This window comes from Herbaspirillum frisingense (genome assembly GCF_047325095.1).
In the GTDB taxonomy this organism is placed as follows: Bacteria; Pseudomonadota; Gammaproteobacteria; order Burkholderiales; family Burkholderiaceae_D; genus Herbaspirillum; species Herbaspirillum frisingense.
Genome location: NZ_CP168558.1, coordinates 2,038,221 through 2,053,973, shown reverse-complemented (window position 1 = coordinate 2,053,973; position 15,753 = coordinate 2,038,221). Strand labels below are relative to the sequence as shown.

The window sequence follows — 15,753 nt, the reverse complement described above, 5'->3', positions numbered from 1 at the left end:
CCCCTTGGCGGGCTCAGAGCTCGTACATGTCCTTCTCTCCCTCCATCACCTGGGCGATCAGCTTGCGGTTCAGGGTCGGTGCCAGCAATTCGATGAAGGTATAGACATAGCCGCGCAGGTAGGCACCCTGCTTCAAGGCCACGCGCGAGACATTGGTACCGAACAGGTGGCCCGCAGGAATCGCCCGCAGGCCACGGTCGCGCTCGGCATCGAAGGCGATGCCGGCGATGATGCCCACGCCCATGCCCAGTTCCACATAGGTCTTGATGACGTCGGCATCGATGGCTTCCAGCACCACGTCGGGCTTCAACTGGCGCAGCGAGAAGGCGTGATCGATCTTGCTGCGGCCACTGAAGGCCGAGTCATAGGTGATCAGCGGATTGCCCGCGATCTCTTCCAGCGTCAGGCTCCTGGACTGCAGCAGCGGGTGCTCGGGTGGCACCACCACCACGTGCTCCCATTGATAGCAGGGCAGTGACACCAGACCCTCGCCGGAGGCCAGGGCTTCGGTGGCGATGGCGATGTCGGCCTGGTCGTTGCGGACCATCTCGGTAATCTGCTTGGGATTGCCCTGCAGCAATGAAAGATGCACTTTCGGATACTTCTGGGTGAAGGCCTGCACCACCTTGGGCAAGGCGTAACGCGCCTGGGTATGGGTGGTGGCGATGGTAAAGCTGCCGCTGTCATGCGCGGCGAACTCCTTGCCGATGCGTTTCAGGCCATCCACCTCCTGCATGATCAGCTCCACCGAGCGCAGCACTGCCCGGCCCGGCTCGGTCAGGCCACGGATGCGCTTGCCGTGGCGGGTGAAGATATCCACACCCAACTCTTCTTCCAGCTCGATGATGGCCTTGGAGACGCCCGGCTGCGAGGTGTAGAGCGCCTTGGCGGCCTCGGTGAGGTTGAAGTTCTGCCTTACCGCTTCGCGTACGAAACGGAACTGATGAAGATTCATGCGGGAATTCCTTCGCTTCTACCTGGGACGGCGTCTGCATGTACGTTGATGTCTGCGACGTCCGCCTGATTCATTTGCCGCATTTCCATATGCCAAAGGCGTATATAAGCAAATAAATACTATGTAGTTTGGTTTGAAACATAAGTTTATTACGATTCGCAGACTAATGGGCGAGGTGTTATGACTGTTTCTTATGTAGTAAGCGGATTTGCCGTAGGACTGCTGGTCGGCCTGACCGGGGTCGGCGGCGGCTCGCTCATGACGCCCCTGCTGACCTTGCTGTTCGGCATCCACCCTTCCGTGGCGGTCGGTACCGACCTGGCCTTTGCCTCGGCCACCAAGACCGCCGGCACCCTGGCCCACCGTTTCAAGGGGACAGTGCGCTGGGACGTGGTACGTCGCCTCTCCTATGGCGCCCTGCCCGCTGCGCTGGTGACTACGCTGCTGCTGAAGCATTTCGGCGCCGTCAGCGAGGGCATCGCCCTGACCATCCGTTATTCGATCGCCATCTCGGTGTTCCTGACCGTGATCGCGCTGCTGTTCCGTTCGCGCATGCAGGCCTGGCTCAATGCCAACCCGCAACGCCAGCTGCAAGGCGCTACCCTGTCCAACGCCACCATTGCCGCCGGCGTCCTGCTGGGCACGCTGGTGACCATCTCCTCCATCGGCGCCGGTGCGGTGGGCGCGACCTTGCTGGTCTTGCTGTATCCTCGCCTGACGCCGGCCGAGATCGCCGGCACCGACATCGCCTATGCCGTCCCGCTGACCGCCATTGCCGCACTGGGTCACTGGTGGCTGGGGTCGATCAACTGGGAATTGCTGGCCACCCTGCTGCTGGGGTCGGTACCGGGCATCACCATCGGTTCGCTCGCGGCGCGGGCGGTGCCGGAGAAATTCTTGCGTGGCCTGCTGGCCATTACGCTGACGAGCGTTGCAGTCAAGCTGATTTGGTAGGCTGATTTTCAATCGGGCGCACCTTGCTTCACGGGTCGCCCATCAAGACGTTAACAGGGAAAACAAGATGTACCGCTATGACCAATACGATCACCTGATCGTCAAAGAGCGAGTCGCACAATACCGGGACCAGGTGCGTCGGCGCCTGTCGGATGAGCTGGCCGAAGACGAATTCCGCATCCTGCGCCTGCAAAATGGCCTGTACCTGCAACGCCATGCCTACATGCTGCGCATCGCCATCCCCTACGGCATGCTGGCTTCCAACCAACTGCGCAAGTTCGCCGAGATCGCCGTCAAGTACGACCGCGGCTATGGCCACTTCACTACCCGCCAGAACATCCAGTTCAACTGGATCAAGCTGGAAGAATCCCCGGAAATCCTGGAGCAGCTGGCCAGCGTGGAAATGCATGCCATCCAGACCTCCGGCAACTGCATCCGCAACACCACCTCGGACGAGCTGGCCGGCGTGGCCGCCGACGAGATCGTCGATCCGCGCCCGTATGCCGAACTGATCCGCGAGTGGAGCACCTTCCACCCCGAGTTCGCCTACCTGCCGCGCAAGTTCAAGATCGCCATCAGCGGCGCGGCCGAAGACCGTGCCGCCACCGCCGTGCACGACATCGGCCTGCACGTGATCAAGAACGAGGCCGGCGAAGTGGGCTTCCGCGTGCTGGTCGGCGGCGGCATGGGCCGCACCCCCATCCTGGGCAGCGTCATCCGCGACTTCCTGCCCTGGAAGCACGCCATGTCCTACCTGGAAGCCATCCTGCGCGTCTACAACCAGCATGGCCGCCGCGACAACATGTACAAGGCCCGCATCAAGATCCTGGTCAAGGCCATCGGCCCCGAGGAATTTGCGCGCCAGGTCGAGGCCGAATGGGCCGACATCAAGGACGGTCCCTCCACCCTGACCGAGGAAGAACTGCAGCGCGTGGCCAAGTTCTTCACCGACCCGGCCTACGAAAACCTTCCTGCCGTGGACGCGGAATATGAACGTCTGAAGGCAGAAGACCGTGGCTTTGCCAACTGGATCAAGCGCAACGTCAAGGCGCACAAGAAGCCCGGTTATGCCGCCGTGCTGCTGTCGCTGAAGAAGCCGGGCGTACCCCCGGGCGACATCACGGCTGACCAGATGAACTTCGCCGCCGACCTGGCCGACCAGTACAGCTTCGGCGAACTGCGCGTGACCCACGAACAGAACCTGGTGCTGGCCGACGTCAAGCAGTCCGAACTGTACGCGCTGTGGAAGGCCGCCAAGTCGCACGGCCTGGCCACGCCCAACATCGGCCTGTTGACCGACATCATCTGCTGCCCCGGTGGCGATTTCTGCTCGCTGGCCAATGCCAAGTCGATCCCGATCGCCCAGGCCATCGCCGAGAAGTTCGAGAACATCGATTTCCAGCACGACATCGGCGACATCGAACTCAACATCTCCGGCTGCATCAACGCCTGCGGTCACCACCACGTGGGCAACATCGGCATCCTGGGCGTGGACAAGGACGGTTCCGAGTGGTACCAGGTCTCGCTGGGCGGTGCCCAGGGCAACGAGTCCTCGATCGGCAAGATCATCGGCCCATCGTTCTCGGCCACCCAGATGCCCACCGTCATCGACCGCCTGCTGCAGGTCTACGTGCAGCAGCGCAATGAGGAAGAACGCTTCATCGATACGGTGCGCCGCATCGGTGTGACCCCGTTCAAGGAATTCGTATACGCAACGCCGATCCGTTCGGCCGACTATGTCGCAGGAGAAGACGCCAATGCCTGAAATCATCAAGAACAAGACCGTCGTCAGTGACGACTGGAGCGTGCTGCGCCTGGCTGAAGGCGAGAGCGCAGAGAGCGTGACCATCCCCGAAGGCCGCGTGATCGTGCCGCTGAAGGTCTGGCAGGCACAGGGCGAGGCACTCAAGTCGCGCCCCGAGATCGGCGTCTGGCTGGCCAGCGACGAGCGTGCCGAAGAGCTGAAGGGCCAGCTGGAGAATTTCCGGGTGGTCGCCGTGGACTTCCCCAAGTTTGCTGACGGCCGTGGCTATTCCATCGCCTACAACCTGCGCGCCCGCCTGGGCTATGCCGGCGAGCTGCGCGCCATCGGCGACGTGCTGCGCGACCAGCTGTTCTACATGCAGCGCGTGGGCTTCGATGCCTTTGCCGTGCGCGCCGACAAGAACATCCATGACGCCGTCAAGGGCCTGACCGACTTCTCCGAGAAGTACCAGACCTCCTGGGACGAGAAGAACCCGCTGTTCCGCCGCGTCAAGCGCGAAGCGGTGCAAGCCGCCGACTGAACGGCCCTATTGGACAAGGAAGGACAGCCCATGGCTAACCCAGGCTTGCAAGAACTGATCGCCAAGACCCAGGCCACGCTGGAACGCATCGCCGCCGAGTACGCTCCGGCGGCGCTGGCCTCCAGCCTGGCGGCCGAAGACATGGTGCTGACCGACCTGATCCTGCGCGGCAAGCTGCAGGACAAGATCAGCATCTTCACCCTGGAAACCGGTCGCCTGCACAAGGAAACCGTGGGCATGCTGGACCGCATCCGCGAGACCTACGATTACCAGGTCGCACCCTACCGTCCTCAGCCCGAGGCGGTCGACGCCTATGTGCAGAAGAACGGCGCCAATGCCTTCTACGACAGCGTGGAACTGCGCAAGGAATGCTGCCACATCCGCAAGATGGAGCCGCTGAACCGCGCCCTCACCGGCAAGGCCTCCTGGGTGACCGGACAGCGTCGTGCACAGTCGGTCACTCGTGCCGAACTGCACGTGCAGGAACGCGATGACGCCCACGGCATGGAGAAATTCAATCCCCTGGCGGACTGGTCGGAACAGGACGTCTGGGACTACATCCGCGCCAACGACGTGCCCTACAACCCGCTGCACGACCAGGGTTACCCGTCCATCGGCTGCGAGCCCTGTACCCGCGCCATCCAGCCCGGCGAGGACATCCGCGCCGGCCGCTGGTGGTGGGAGAACCCGGACTCCAAGGAATGCGGCCTGCACGTGGTCGATGGCAAGCTGGTGCGCATCAAGGCGCACGCGGCGGGCTGAACCAGAATTCAAGCAGAGCCACAAACAGAAACAATCAAAGCCACAACAAGCAAAGCATCGGAAGGCCCGGCATGAACACTGCGGTAGACAAACTCTTTTTGGACAACGCCAGCAACCGTCACCTCGACTGGCTGGAATCGGAAGCCATCCACATCATGCGCGAGGTCGCGGCCGAGTGCAGCAACCCGGCGCTGCTGTTCTCGGGAGGCAAAGACTCGGTGGTGCTGCTGCGCATCGCCGAGAAGGCCTTCCGCCCGGGCAAGTTCCCCTTCCCGCTGGTCCACATCGATACCGGCCATAACTTCCCGGAGGTCATCGAGTTCCGTGACCGCCGTGCTGCTGAACTGGGCGAGCGCCTGGTGGTGCGTTCGGTGGAAGATTCGATCAAGCGCGGCACCGTGCGCCTGCGCAATCCGCTGACCGATTCGCGCAATGCGGCCCAGGCGGTGACGCTGCTGGAAACCATTGAGGAATTCAAGTTCGACGCCTGTATCGGCGGTGCGCGCCGCGACGAGGAAAAGGCCCGTGCCAAGGAACGCATCTTCTCCTTCCGCGACGAATTCGGCCAATGGAACCCCAAGGCCCAGCGCCCCGAACTGTGGGACCTGTATAACACCCGCGTGCATCCGGGCGAGAACATGCGCGTCTTCCCCATCTCCAACTGGACCGAGCTGGACGTGTGGCAATACATCGCCCGCGAGAAGCTGGCCCTGCCCTCGATCTACTTCGCCCACGAGCGGGAAGTGATCCCGCGCAATGGCCTGCTGGTGCCACTGACTGACCTGACCCCGGCGCGCGACGGCGAGACCGTGGAAAAACAGGTGGTGCGCTTCCGTACCGTGGGCGACATCTCCTGCACCTGCCCGGTCTCCTCTGACGCCGCTTCCGTGGAAGCCATCATCGCCGAGACCGCAGTGACCCAGATTACCGAGCGCGGCGCCACCCGCATGGACGACCAGACGTCCGAAGCCTCGATGGAAAAACGCAAGAAGGAAGGATATTTCTGATGAACGCCGCCGCAACCCAAGAACAACTGGCCAACGCCGCCGCGCCCGCGCACGAACGCGGCCTGCTGCGCTTCATCACCGCCGGCTCCGTGGACGATGGCAAGAGCACCCTGATCGGCCGCCTGCTGTTCGACAGCAAGGGCATCTTCGCCGACCAGCTCGACGCCATCTCGCGCGCCAAGCACAAGCGCACCGTGGGTGACACGGTGGACCTGTCGCTGCTCACCGATGGCCTGGAAGCCGAGCGCGAACAGGGCATCACCATCGACGTGGCCTACCGCTACTTCGCCACGCCCAAGCGCAAGTTCATCATCGCCGATACCCCGGGCCACGAGCAGTACACCCGCAACATGGTCACCGGCGCCTCCACGGCCGACGCGGTGATCATCCTGGTGGACGTGTCCAAGGTGAAGCTGGGCGACGATGGCAGCGTGGAACTGCTGACCCAGACCAAGCGCCACTCCACCATCGCCCACCTGCTGCAGATCCAGCACGTGATCGTGGCCGTCAACAAGATGGACCTGGTGGACTACGACCAGACCGTCTACGACCGCATCGTCGGCGCCTACCAGCAGTTCGCCCAGCAGCTGGGCCTGAAGGATGTGCATGCCATTCCGCTGTCGGCCCTGGCCGGCGACAACGTGGTCACCGCCAGCGAGCGCCTGTCCTGGTACCAGGGTCCGACCCTGATCACCCTGCTGGAGTCGCTCTCGGTCTACGAAGATGCGCACGAAGAAGCCTTCCGCTTCCCGGTGCAGCTGGTGGCGCGCCACAACGGTCATGAAGCCAACGATTTCCGTGGCTACATGGGCCGCATCGAAGCCGGCAAGGTCGCCAAGGGTGACAAGCTGGTGGTGCTGCCCAGCGGCCAGAGCGCGACCGTCAAGGACATCCAGACCCTGGATGGTTCCCTGGAATCGGCCACGGCCGGCCAGTCGGTGACCATCCTGCTGGACGAATACCTGGACATCTCGCGCGGCGACCTGCTGGCCGCCGCTGCCCAGCCCTCGACCATCCTCAAGACCGTCAACGCCGACGTCTGCTGGCTCTCCGAGGAACCGCTGGACCTGCGCCGCAAGTACTGGCTCAAGCACACCACCAAGCAGGTGGCGGCACGGGTGGCCAAGGTCGATACGCTGCTGGACATCAACACCCAGGAACGCCGCCCGGCCGACACCTTGAAGCTCAACGACATCGCCCGCATCAGCGTCAACGTGCAGCAGCCCATCGCCGCCGATGCCTACCAGGATATCCGCGCCACCGGCGCCTTCATCCTGATCGACGAAGTGAGCCACCAGACGGTCGCCGCTGGTATGATTCGGATCGACTGATTTTCCTTCGATCCGCAATCGTACCTTGTACCAAGGCCATGGCCACCGAACAGGCAGCAAACCCATCCTCTTCCGACTCACCCGCACCCAGCCCGGACCATCCGGGCCAGGTGTGGCTGATCGGCTCCGGCCCCGGCGCGGCTGACCTCTTGACGGTGCGCGCCGCGCGCCTGCTGGCGCAGGCCGACATCGTGCTGCACGACGCCCTGGTCACCGAAGAAATCCTGGCCCTGTGCCCGCAGGCGGTGCAGGTGTCGGTGGGCAAGCGCAGTGGCCAGCGCTCCACCGCCCAGCCGGTCATCAACCAGAAACTGGTGGAAGCCGCCCAGCAATACCGCCGCGTGGTGCGTCTCAAGGGTGGGGACCCCATGCTCTTCGGCCGCGCCGACGAGGAAATGCGGGCCCTGGAAGAACACCATATCCCCTACGAGATCGTCCCCGGCATCACCGCCGCCCTGGCCGCCGCTTCGGCCGCCAAGCGCCCGCTGACCCGGCGCGGCATCGCGCGCAGCGTGTCGCTGTTCACCTCCAGCACCGGCGTGGATGAACCGGACGAAGTGCGTATGCCCAACGGCGATACGCTGGTGCAATACATGGGCGGGCGCGAAGCCACGGCCACTGCACAGCGCCTGCTGGCACTGGGTCATGCGCCCGATACCCCGGTGGTGGTAGTGGAAAACTGCAGCCGCCCCGACCAGCACATCTACCACCTGCAACTGGCCGGCCTGGAAGCCGGGCTGCAAGCCTGCAGCGGACCGGTGCTGGTGATGATCGGTCCGGCATTGGCAGACAGGGAGTAAGGAACTGCCCCCATTTATGGGCTCACCACTGACCGTTCGACCTGAGTAGCGGCAACGCCGCGTATCGAAGGCGCTCCGCCTCTGCGCCTTCGATACGGCCCTGACGGGCCTACTCAGTCCGAACGGTTATCAGCCTGATTTACTACCGTTGCTGAGATCACTGTCCTATGCACCTCCTGCACGACACCAACGCCCCCGCCGCCGACACCATCGATTTCGACGCCTTCCTGAAGGTCGATATCCGTATCGGCACCATCATTGCCGCCGACGCCTTCCCAGAAGCCCGCAAGCCGGCCTTCAAGCTGAAGATCGACTTCGGCCCCGGCATCGGCGTACGCCAGAGCAGCGCCCAGATCACCGCGCACTACACGCTGGACCAGCTGGTGGGCCGGCAGGTGGCGGCGGTGGTCAATTTCCCGCCGCGCCAGATCGGCAAGTTCATGTCGGAAGTATTGACGCTGGGCTTCCCCGATGCCCAGGGCGAGGTCGTCCTCTTCAAGCCCGACCAGGCAGTGCCGAACGGCGCGCGCCTGTTCTGATCGGGCCACCGCCAGGTCAGCTGCCCCAAAAGAAAATGGCCCGTTCATTCAGGACGGGCCATCTTCTTTTTGTACTGCCGAGGGGGCGAACTACTCAGCTCTGCAAGGTCCCGATGCAATAGGCGGCAATCGCCTGCAACACGGCCTCATCCTCACCCACCGCCGGCACGGTGCGAATCTCCACCTCCGGGTGGGCCTGGCGCAAATGCTCCAGCAATTGCGGCAAGTCGCGCCTTACATGGCCACCCTGCCCCAGGAATACCGGAATCACCGTCACGCGCCGGCTGCCGGCCGCCACCTGCTGCGCCACCACGCTGGGCAGGTCGGGCTGCATCAGTTCCAGGAAGGCCAGCTCCACGCCGACGGCCGGCATGGCGGCGCGGGTCAGCGCGCGCAGACGTTCGAAGGGTACGGCCCAGGCCGGGTCGCGAGCGCCATGGGCGAAGAGGATCAGACTTTGTTGCATGCGGATGTCGTATCGGGTTGAGACGGGATCAGCTGAGATCAACTGGGGTCAGGTGCGTTCCACCCACCACAGGGCGCCGATCGCCAGCGCCATGAACAGCAGGCTGGGGAGCGCCGCCGTGACGAAGGCTGGCCAGGTATTGAGCAAACCCAGGTGGGAAAAGAGGCTGTTGATCAACTGGAAGCACACGCCGATCATGATGCCGGTGAAGATCTTCAGGCTCACGCCACCGGCGCGGAAGTGCAGATAGGCGAAGGGCAGCGCCAGCGCCATCATCACGAAGATGGACAGCGGGTAGACGATCTTCTTCCAGAAGGCGATTTCATAGCGGTCGGTGCGCTGGTTGTTGGCTTCCAGGTGCTTGGTGTAGGCCAGCAGGTCATAGGCCGACATGCGGTCCGGGTCGGCGAACAGCACCGACAGGATTTCCGGCGTCACCTCCGAGACCAGCTTCATCTGCGCCGTCTTCACGGTCTTGACCGGCTCGGTGATCTTGCGGTCACGGCCGCCGGTGAAATCGGATTGCACCACCTCATTGAGCACCCACTGGTGGTTGCCCTCGTACAGGCCGGACTTGGCGGTGATCATGCGGGCCATGTGGAAGTCGGTATCGAGCTCGTAGAGCTTGACGCCCTCGATGCGGCCATCCGGCTGCACGGTCTGGATGTTGATGAAGCGGCTGCCAGTCACATTGCCTTCCAGGCCCTTGTCCTTGATCACGTCCTTGGCCCACATGCCCGAGCGGAACTGCGAGGACATCGACGCCCCCTGCGCCTGCAACTTGAGCTTCTCGGCCCACTCGCTGGCCTTGGGCGCAATCAGCTCGCCGAAGACGATGGTCAGCACCGCAAAACCGACGCCGATGCGCAGCAGCACCTTGGCCGCCATGCCGGTGGACATGCTGGAGACCCGCATGATGGTGAATTCGGAGCGCGCCGCCAGTTGCGACAAGGTATAGATGGTGCCGATCAGCACGGCCGTGGGCATCAGTTCATAGACGTTGCCGGGCAAGCCCATGAGCACGTAGAACACCGCCTCCTGCAGCTTGTAGCCATTGCGGCCGACCTGCTCCAGCTGGCCCATCATTTCGAAGAAGGCGAACAGCGCCAGGAAGGCCGCCAGGGCAAACAGCACCGAGCGGGTGATCTCGGAGGTGAAGTAACGTTGGATGACTCTCATCTCAGGCCTCGCGCTGGAACGTCATGGCGCGGCGTATACGGCTCCACAACCGGGATGGGTGATAGGGGTGGTTGATGTTGAGTCGCAGCACGAACATGCCCACGATCAGTGCCGCCACGATCACGTGCACCGGCCACCAGGCCATCATGAAACTGGTGCGCTGCTGCGCCACCGAGGCCTGGAACACGCTCACCGTATTGCTGTACACCACGAACAGCAGCAACGCCACCAGCAGCCCCAGGGAACGGCCGGCACGCGGGTTCACGAAGGACAGCGGAATGGCCAGCAGCATCAGGGCCAGTGCCATCAGCGGCAAGGCGATGCGCCACAGCAGTTCGCCGCGCGCATAGCCGTCGCTCTTGGCTACCAGTTCCCCCATCTGCAGCGCCCGCGCCGAACGCTCACCGGCAGCCGCCTGCGACTGGTTGCCGATCAGCAGGCCATAGCGTTCGAAGTCGACGATCTGGAAATCCGGCAGGCTGGGCGAACCGTCATAGCGGCGGCCCTTGTTCATGACCACGAACTTCTCGCCATCGGGATCGATGACGGTCTCGCCTTCCTTGGCCACCACCACGCTGTTCTTGCCGTCGGCATTGATGGTGTTGACGAAGATGTTGCGCACCTTGGAGGCGTCGCCGGAAATGCCTTCGACGAAGAAGATGCGGTTGGCCGCGGCCGATTCCTGGAACTTGCCGGGGGAGACGCGGGCGATGTCCTCGCGCTGCTCGAAGCGGCTGCGGTATTCGCTGCTCTGTTCATTGGCCCAGGGCGTGACCACGAAGGACAGCGTCGCCACCAGGGCCACGATGGGCCAGCCGAATTTCAGTATCGGCACGATCCAGCGCGTGAGCGACAGACCGCAGGCGAACCAGACCACGATCTCGGAATCCTGGTAGCTGCGCGTCATCACCAGCAAGACCGAGATGAAGCCGGTCAGGATGAGGATGATGGGCATGTAATTCAGGGACTGGAAGCCGATCAGGGCGATCACGTCCTGCGAAGCCACCTGGCCGCCGGCCGCCTGGCCGAGGATCTTGATCAGCATCACGGTCAGCGTGATGGTAAACAGCGTCGTGAAGACCCCACCTGCGGTGCTGGTCAGTTCGCGACGCAGAGCGCGCTGGAAAATCATGGGAATGCTGGAATTGTCTCTGGTATCGGGGTCAATGAATCGGTGGCCTGGCCCTGCGACGCATCCGGCACTGGCCGGGCTGGCGCGAACTCACGCGCGCGTGGCGTCGAAATGGGCTCTATAATCGCCAGGTAATTCATACAAAGGACGAACGATGGACTTTAGCACAAAAACATTGGACGCAAAAAACGCCGTGACCGCCGTCAAGACCGGCGCGCTGGTCGTTGGCATCTATGAAAACCGCAAGCTGTCCAAGGCAGCCGGGGCGCTGGACAAGCTGGGCGCGATCAGCGCCGCGCTGAAGTCGGGCGACATTTCCGGCAAGCCGGGCTCGACCCTGCTGCTGCGCGGCGTCACCGGCATCGCCGCCGAACGCATCGTGCTGCTGGGCCTGGGCGCCAAGGAAGAGATCGCCGACAAGAGCTTTGCCGCTGCCAGCGCCGGCCTGGTGCGCTGCCTGGCCACCCTGGGCTGCGACGACGCCGCCCTGGCCCTGCCCTTCGATGGCATCAAGGGCCGCGACCTGGCCTGGGCCATTCGCAACGTGGTACTGGCCGGCCGCGATGCGATCTATCGTTCCGACACCCTGAAGAGCAAGAAGGACCCCGCTCCCACCGGCGTCAGGAAGATCACCCTGCTGGTGAACGCCGCCGACGGCGTGACCGCCAAGGCCGCCCTGGGCGAAGCCGTGGCCCTGGCCAACGGCATGGCGCTGACCAAGGAACTGGGCAACCTGCCCGGCAACGTCTGCACCCCGACCTACCTGGCCAATACCGCCAAGAAGCTGGCCAAGGAATTCAAGCTGGGCGTGGAAGTGCTGGACCGCAAGCAGCTGGAAGCCCTCAAGATGGGCAGCTTCCTGTCGGTCACCAACGGCAGCGACCAGCCGCCCAAGTTCATCGTATTGAAACACCTGGGCGGCAAGTCCAAGGACGCCCCGGTGGTGCTGGTGGGCAAGGGCATCACCTTCGACACCGGCGGCATTTCGCTCAAGCCGGGCCTGAACATGGACGAGATGAAGTACGACATGTGCGGCGCCGCCTCCGTACTGGGAACCTTCCGTACCATCGCCGAACTGGGCCTGAAGCTCAATGTCATCGGCGTCATCCCGACCTGCGAAAACATGCCCTCCGGCCGCGCTACCAAGCCGGGCGACATCGTCACCTCGATGTCCGGCCAGACCATTGAAGTGCTCAACACCGACGCCGAAGGCCGCCTGATCCTGTGCGACGCCCTGACCTACGTGGAACGCTTCAAGCCGGCCGCCGTGATCGACATCGCCACCCTGACCGGTGCCTGCGTGGTCGCCCTGGGCCATCACAACACGGGCCTGTTCACCCGTGAAGACGAGGCCCACGACCAGCTGGCCAACGGCCTGCTGGCCGCCGGCCGCGACAGCGGCGACACCGCCTGGCGCATGCCGATCCAGGACGTCTACCAGGAGCAGTTGAAGTCCAACTTCGCCGATATCGCCAACATCGGCGGCCAGCCCGCCGGCAGCGTCACCGCCGCCTGCTTCCTGGAGCGCTTCACCCGCAAGTACACCTGGGCGCACCTGGACATCGCCGGCACCGCCTGGAAGAGCGGCGCCGCCAAGGGTGCCACCGGCCGCCCGGTGCCGCTGCTGACCACCTGGCTGCTCGGCCAGGCGCGCGCCCGCTCGGCACGCGGCTAAGGCACACCGCTCAGGCACACCGCTCAGGCAGGGCCAAGGCAGGAGCTGGCCCCTGCCCGCGCAGCAACCGCAGTACCCACCACCGCGCAAGCGGTGGTTTTTTTTCGTCCCCGCACCGCGAATTGCCACCCAGCAAGATCCAGGCAGATGCCCGACCGCCAGCAAGCAAAGCGCTTCCCGTCTAGACTGTTGATCCATTTCCGGAACGCTGCCGATCCGCCGTGGTCGGTAACAGGGTCGACCACTGTCGCCCCCTTCAATGCCAACAAGAAAGGAACAGCATGACCAACGCCAATACCAGTGCCAACGTCCACGCCAGCAGTGACCTCTTCAAGCCCATGCAGCTGGGCGCGGTGCAACTACAGAACCGCATCGTCATGGCCCCGCTCACACGCAGCCGCGCCCAGGCTGGCGATGTCCCCACGCCACTGGCGGCCGAATACTACGCCCAGCGCGCCAGCGCCGGCCTGATCATCGCCGAGGCCACGCAGATCTCGCCGCAGGGCAAGGGCTACGCCTGGACCCCTGGCATCTACGACCAGGCCCAGGTAGCCGGCTGGAAGAAGATCACCGATGCCGTGCACGCCAAGGGCGGCCGCATCTTCCTGCAGCTCTGGCACGTGGGTCGCATCTCCCATCCCGACCTGCAACCGGGCCATGCCCTGCCGGTGGCCCCCTCGGCCGTCAAGCCCGAAGGCAATGCCTTCACCGAAACCGGCTTCAAGCCCTTCGTCGAACCGCGCGCGCTGGAACTCTCTGAATTGCCCGCCCTCGTCGAGCAATACAAGACCGCCGCCCAGCTCTCCATGCAGGCCGGCTTTGACGGCGTGGAAATCCACGCGGCCAACGGCTACCTGCTGGACCAGTTCCTGCGCGACAAGACCAACCAGCGCACCGACGCCTATGGCGGCAGCATCGAAAATCGCGCCCGCCTGCTGCTGGAAGTGGTGGCCGCCGTCACCTCGGTGGTGCCCAGCGAACGCGTGGGCATCCGCTTGTCCCCGATCAGCCCGGCCAACGACATTGCCGACAGCGATCCCAAGGCCCTCTTCAGCTACGTGGTGCAGCAGCTGAACCGCTACAAGCTGGTCTACCTGCACGTGGTGGAGGGCGCGACCGGCGGCCCGCGCGAAGTGGCCGGCGGCTTCGACCTGCAGGTACTGCGTGACCTCTTCCAGGGCATCTACATCGCCAACAACGGCTATGACCTGGAAATGGCCGCCAAGGCGCGCCAAGGCAACGGGGCCGACCTGGTGGCCTTCGGCCGCCCCTTCATCGCCAACCCCGACCTGGTGGAACGCTTCAAGGCCGGGGCCGCACTGGCCGACTTCAACCAGGCCACGCTGTACGGTGGCGGCGCCGAAGGTTATACGGACTACCCGACCTTGCAAGCGTCTTGAGGCTTCGTCGCCGACGAAGGCTGATCAAGGCTGACGAAGGCTGACAAAGGCTAAAGAAGGCTCAACACGCGCCGACAATGGCCTGCCGCAATGGCAGGCCATTGTTCGTCGTTGTTCGTCGTTGTTCATTGCCACGTTGCCCCGGCTGTGGCTGACTGACCGCATCCAGCCAGCGCCACGGCACACAAGCCGGCGCAGCGCCCTGGCGACCGCTACAATGCCATCTGCCCCCATCACCACTGCCCATCATGAAAACAATATTCGCCACCCTGACCCTGGCCTGCTGCGCCCTGCCCGCCCTGGCCCAGCAAGCCGATACCGGCAACGGCAACGCCGATCCGCTGCAACTGCACGACCGCATCACCGGTGACCTCGGTGCCGGCGGCTACCGGCTCGAACGCAACGGCCTCGACCGCAGTGCCCGCAACACGGTCCTGCCCTACGCCTACTTCGACTATGGGCGCTTCTTCGCCCGGCTCGATACCTTCGGCATCAAGACCGCGCGCATGGGCTACGGCTACCTGGAGCTGGCCGGACGCGTGGACCTGCAAGGCTTCGATGCCGACCGCGGCCTGCAACGTCGTTCCGATCCCATCCCTCTGGGCCTGGGCACCTACCAGGAAACCCCGTTCGGGGCCTTCTTCCTCAACGTCTTCCGTGACTTCAACAAGTCCCACGGCACCCTGGCAGAAGCCATCTATGCCGCCCAGTTCGATATCGGACCGGTGAGCTTCTACCCGCAGCTCGGCGTCGAATATCGCAGCGCCAGCTACAACGATTACTTCTTCGGCGTCTCCGCCAGCGAATCCGCCGCCAGCGGCGTGCGTCAGTACCGCGCCGGCGCCTCCACCAGTCCCACCCTGGGACTGGCAGCCGATGTACCACTCACCGGCGACTGGCACCTGAACCTGCACTGGCGTCGCAAGTGGCTCGACAACAGCGTCAGCGACAGCCCGCTGGTACGCCGCCACACCGACGACACCGCCATCGTGGCGGTGAGCTACCGCTTCAAGTAATTCAAGTAATCCCTCCTCCTCTGGCTCTGCAGGATCGCGACAAGCACTGCAGAGCTTGCCTCAACGGATGAGCTTCATCGAGCTCATCCGCATCGACAAGTCAGATTTCCTGACGCATTTCCACCATCAATTTCCAGCCCACGGGAATGCCTGAGCGCTCGGAAAAAACTTAGTTTCCGCAACCAAACAAATCCGTACGGAAACTTAAGCTCATCGTCGGAAACCCTTTACCAGTGCGACTTCCAGGAATCC

Annotated in this window: 15 protein-coding genes; 11 read left to right on the top strand and 4 right to left on the bottom strand. The window is 63.8% G+C overall.

Features of this window, described 5'->3' with window-relative positions; genetic code table 11:
* Positions 1–13: 13 nt before the first annotated feature.
* Positions 14–955, bottom strand: coding sequence for a CysB family HTH-type transcriptional regulator (locus tag ACEOAC_RS09590; RefSeq protein WP_077238165.1), 942 nt, complete (start codon positions 953–955; stop codon positions 14–16).
* 180 nt (positions 956–1,135) lie between these two features.
* On the opposite strand from ACEOAC_RS09590, the gene ACEOAC_RS09585 reads away from it, so the two are divergent.
* The 8 genes from ACEOAC_RS09585 to ACEOAC_RS09550 all read left to right on the top strand — a co-directional run bounded on the left by ACEOAC_RS09585 (position 1,136) and on the right by ACEOAC_RS09550 (position 8,633).
* The gene (locus ACEOAC_RS09585; protein ID WP_006465658.1) at positions 1,136–1,909 is read left to right on the top strand and encodes a sulfite exporter TauE/SafE family protein; all 774 of its coding nucleotides are present in this window, start codon (positions 1,136–1,138) and stop codon (positions 1,907–1,909) included.
* Positions 1,910–1,976: 67 nt separating this feature from the next.
* Complete coding sequence (locus ACEOAC_RS09580) at positions 1,977–3,674, top strand: nitrite/sulfite reductase (protein ID WP_413444923.1); 1,698 nt, start codon at positions 1,977–1,979, stop codon at positions 3,672–3,674.
* On the top strand, positions 3,667–4,194 hold the full coding sequence (locus tag ACEOAC_RS09575) for a DUF934 domain-containing protein (RefSeq protein ID WP_006465660.1): 528 nt from the start codon (positions 3,667–3,669) through the stop codon (positions 4,192–4,194). Before ACEOAC_RS09580 ends, ACEOAC_RS09575 begins: the two co-directional genes overlap by 8 nt.
* A gap of 30 nt (positions 4,195–4,224) precedes the next feature.
* Complete coding sequence (locus ACEOAC_RS09570) at positions 4,225–4,956, top strand: phosphoadenylyl-sulfate reductase (protein ID WP_241813320.1); 732 nt, start codon at positions 4,225–4,227, stop codon at positions 4,954–4,956.
* A gap of 71 nt (positions 4,957–5,027) precedes the next feature.
* Positions 5,028–5,963 carry a sulfate adenylyltransferase subunit CysD gene (gene cysD, locus ACEOAC_RS09565; protein WP_077238161.1) on the top strand — a complete coding sequence of 312 codons (936 nt, stop codon included), beginning with the start codon at positions 5,028–5,030 and terminating at the stop codon, positions 5,961–5,963.
* The gene (locus tag ACEOAC_RS09560) at positions 5,963–7,294 is read left to right on the top strand and encodes a sulfate adenylyltransferase subunit 1 (protein ID WP_413444924.1); all 1,332 of its coding nucleotides are present in this window, start codon (positions 5,963–5,965) and stop codon (positions 7,292–7,294) included. Before cysD ends, ACEOAC_RS09560 begins: the two co-directional genes overlap by 1 nt.
* Before the next feature lie 38 nt (positions 7,295–7,332).
* Entirely contained in the window at positions 7,333–8,094 is a 762-nt protein-coding gene (gene cobA / locus ACEOAC_RS09555) for a uroporphyrinogen-III C-methyltransferase (protein WP_241813323.1), read from the top strand.
* Between the two features lie 167 nt (positions 8,095–8,261).
* The gene (locus ACEOAC_RS09550; protein WP_413445513.1) at positions 8,262–8,633 is read left to right on the top strand and encodes a tRNA-binding protein; all 372 of its coding nucleotides are present in this window, start codon (positions 8,262–8,264) and stop codon (positions 8,631–8,633) included.
* Between the two features lie 94 nt (positions 8,634–8,727).
* Here ACEOAC_RS09550 and ACEOAC_RS09545 read toward each other — a convergent pair whose 3' ends face one another.
* Genes ACEOAC_RS09545 through lptF form a run of 3 tightly spaced genes read right to left on the bottom strand, consistent with a single transcriptional unit; the run spans position 8,728 to position 11,410 of the window.
* Complete coding sequence (locus ACEOAC_RS09545) at positions 8,728–9,099, bottom strand: sirohydrochlorin chelatase (RefSeq protein ID WP_413445514.1); 372 nt, start codon at positions 9,097–9,099, stop codon at positions 8,728–8,730.
* A 48-nt stretch (positions 9,100–9,147) separates the two neighbouring features.
* Positions 9,148–10,278, bottom strand: coding sequence for an LPS export ABC transporter permease LptG (gene lptG, locus ACEOAC_RS09540; protein ID WP_006712775.1), 1,131 nt, complete (start codon positions 10,276–10,278; stop codon positions 9,148–9,150).
* A gap of 1 nt (position 10,279) precedes the next feature.
* Complete coding sequence (gene lptF, locus ACEOAC_RS09535; RefSeq protein WP_006712777.1) at positions 10,280–11,410, bottom strand: LPS export ABC transporter permease LptF; 1,131 nt, start codon at positions 11,408–11,410, stop codon at positions 10,280–10,282.
* 154 nt (positions 11,411–11,564) lie between these two features.
* Between lptF and ACEOAC_RS09530 the strand changes: the two genes are divergently transcribed.
* The 3 genes from ACEOAC_RS09530 to ACEOAC_RS09520 all read left to right on the top strand — a co-directional run bounded on the left by ACEOAC_RS09530 (position 11,565) and on the right by ACEOAC_RS09520 (position 15,501).
* Positions 11,565–13,085 carry a leucyl aminopeptidase gene (locus tag ACEOAC_RS09530; RefSeq protein ID WP_413628810.1) on the top strand — a complete coding sequence of 507 codons (1,521 nt, stop codon included), beginning with the start codon at positions 11,565–11,567 and terminating at the stop codon, positions 13,083–13,085.
* 281 nt (positions 13,086–13,366) lie between these two features.
* A complete protein-coding gene (locus ACEOAC_RS09525; protein ID WP_413628809.1) occupies positions 13,367–14,485 on the top strand; it encodes an alkene reductase in 1,119 nt (372 codons plus the stop codon).
* A 248-nt stretch (positions 14,486–14,733) separates the two neighbouring features.
* Positions 14,734–15,501 (top strand): MipA/OmpV family protein, encoded by a 768-nt coding sequence (locus ACEOAC_RS09520; RefSeq protein ID WP_413444820.1) that lies wholly within the window; start codon positions 14,734–14,736, stop codon positions 15,499–15,501.
* Positions 15,502–15,753 lie beyond the last annotated feature (252 nt).

Coding starts and splice junctions, on each gene's coding strand:
- cobA (WP_241813323.1), top strand. CDS start 7,333: ATGGCCACCGAACAGGCAGCAAACCCATCCTCTTCCGACTCACCCGCA.
- ACEOAC_RS09550 (WP_413445513.1), top strand. CDS start 8,262: ATGCACCTCCTGCACGACACCAACGCCCCCGCCGCCGACACCATCGAT.
- ACEOAC_RS09570 (WP_241813320.1), top strand. CDS start 4,225: ATGGCTAACCCAGGCTTGCAAGAACTGATCGCCAAGACCCAGGCCACG.
- ACEOAC_RS09560 (WP_413444924.1), top strand. CDS start 5,963: ATGAACGCCGCCGCAACCCAAGAACAACTGGCCAACGCCGCCGCGCCC.
- ACEOAC_RS09520 (WP_413444820.1), top strand. CDS start 14,734: ATGAAAACAATATTCGCCACCCTGACCCTGGCCTGCTGCGCCCTGCCC.
- ACEOAC_RS09575 (WP_006465660.1), top strand. CDS start 3,667: ATGCCTGAAATCATCAAGAACAAGACCGTCGTCAGTGACGACTGGAGC.
- ACEOAC_RS09530 (WP_413628810.1), top strand. CDS start 11,565: ATGGACTTTAGCACAAAAACATTGGACGCAAAAAACGCCGTGACCGCC.
- ACEOAC_RS09545 (WP_413445514.1), bottom strand. CDS start 9,099: ATGCAACAAAGTCTGATCCTCTTCGCCCATGGCGCTCGCGACCCGGCC.
- ACEOAC_RS09580 (WP_413444923.1), top strand. CDS start 1,977: ATGTACCGCTATGACCAATACGATCACCTGATCGTCAAAGAGCGAGTC.
- ACEOAC_RS09590 (WP_077238165.1), bottom strand. CDS start 955: ATGAATCTTCATCAGTTCCGTTTCGTACGCGAAGCGGTAAGGCAGAAC.
- cysD (WP_077238161.1), top strand. CDS start 5,028: ATGAACACTGCGGTAGACAAACTCTTTTTGGACAACGCCAGCAACCGT.
- ACEOAC_RS09585 (WP_006465658.1), top strand. CDS start 1,136: ATGACTGTTTCTTATGTAGTAAGCGGATTTGCCGTAGGACTGCTGGTC.
- ACEOAC_RS09525 (WP_413628809.1), top strand. CDS start 13,367: ATGACCAACGCCAATACCAGTGCCAACGTCCACGCCAGCAGTGACCTC.
- lptF (WP_006712777.1), bottom strand. CDS start 11,410: ATGATTTTCCAGCGCGCTCTGCGTCGCGAACTGACCAGCACCGCAGGT.
- lptG (WP_006712775.1), bottom strand. CDS start 10,278: ATGAGAGTCATCCAACGTTACTTCACCTCCGAGATCACCCGCTCGGTG.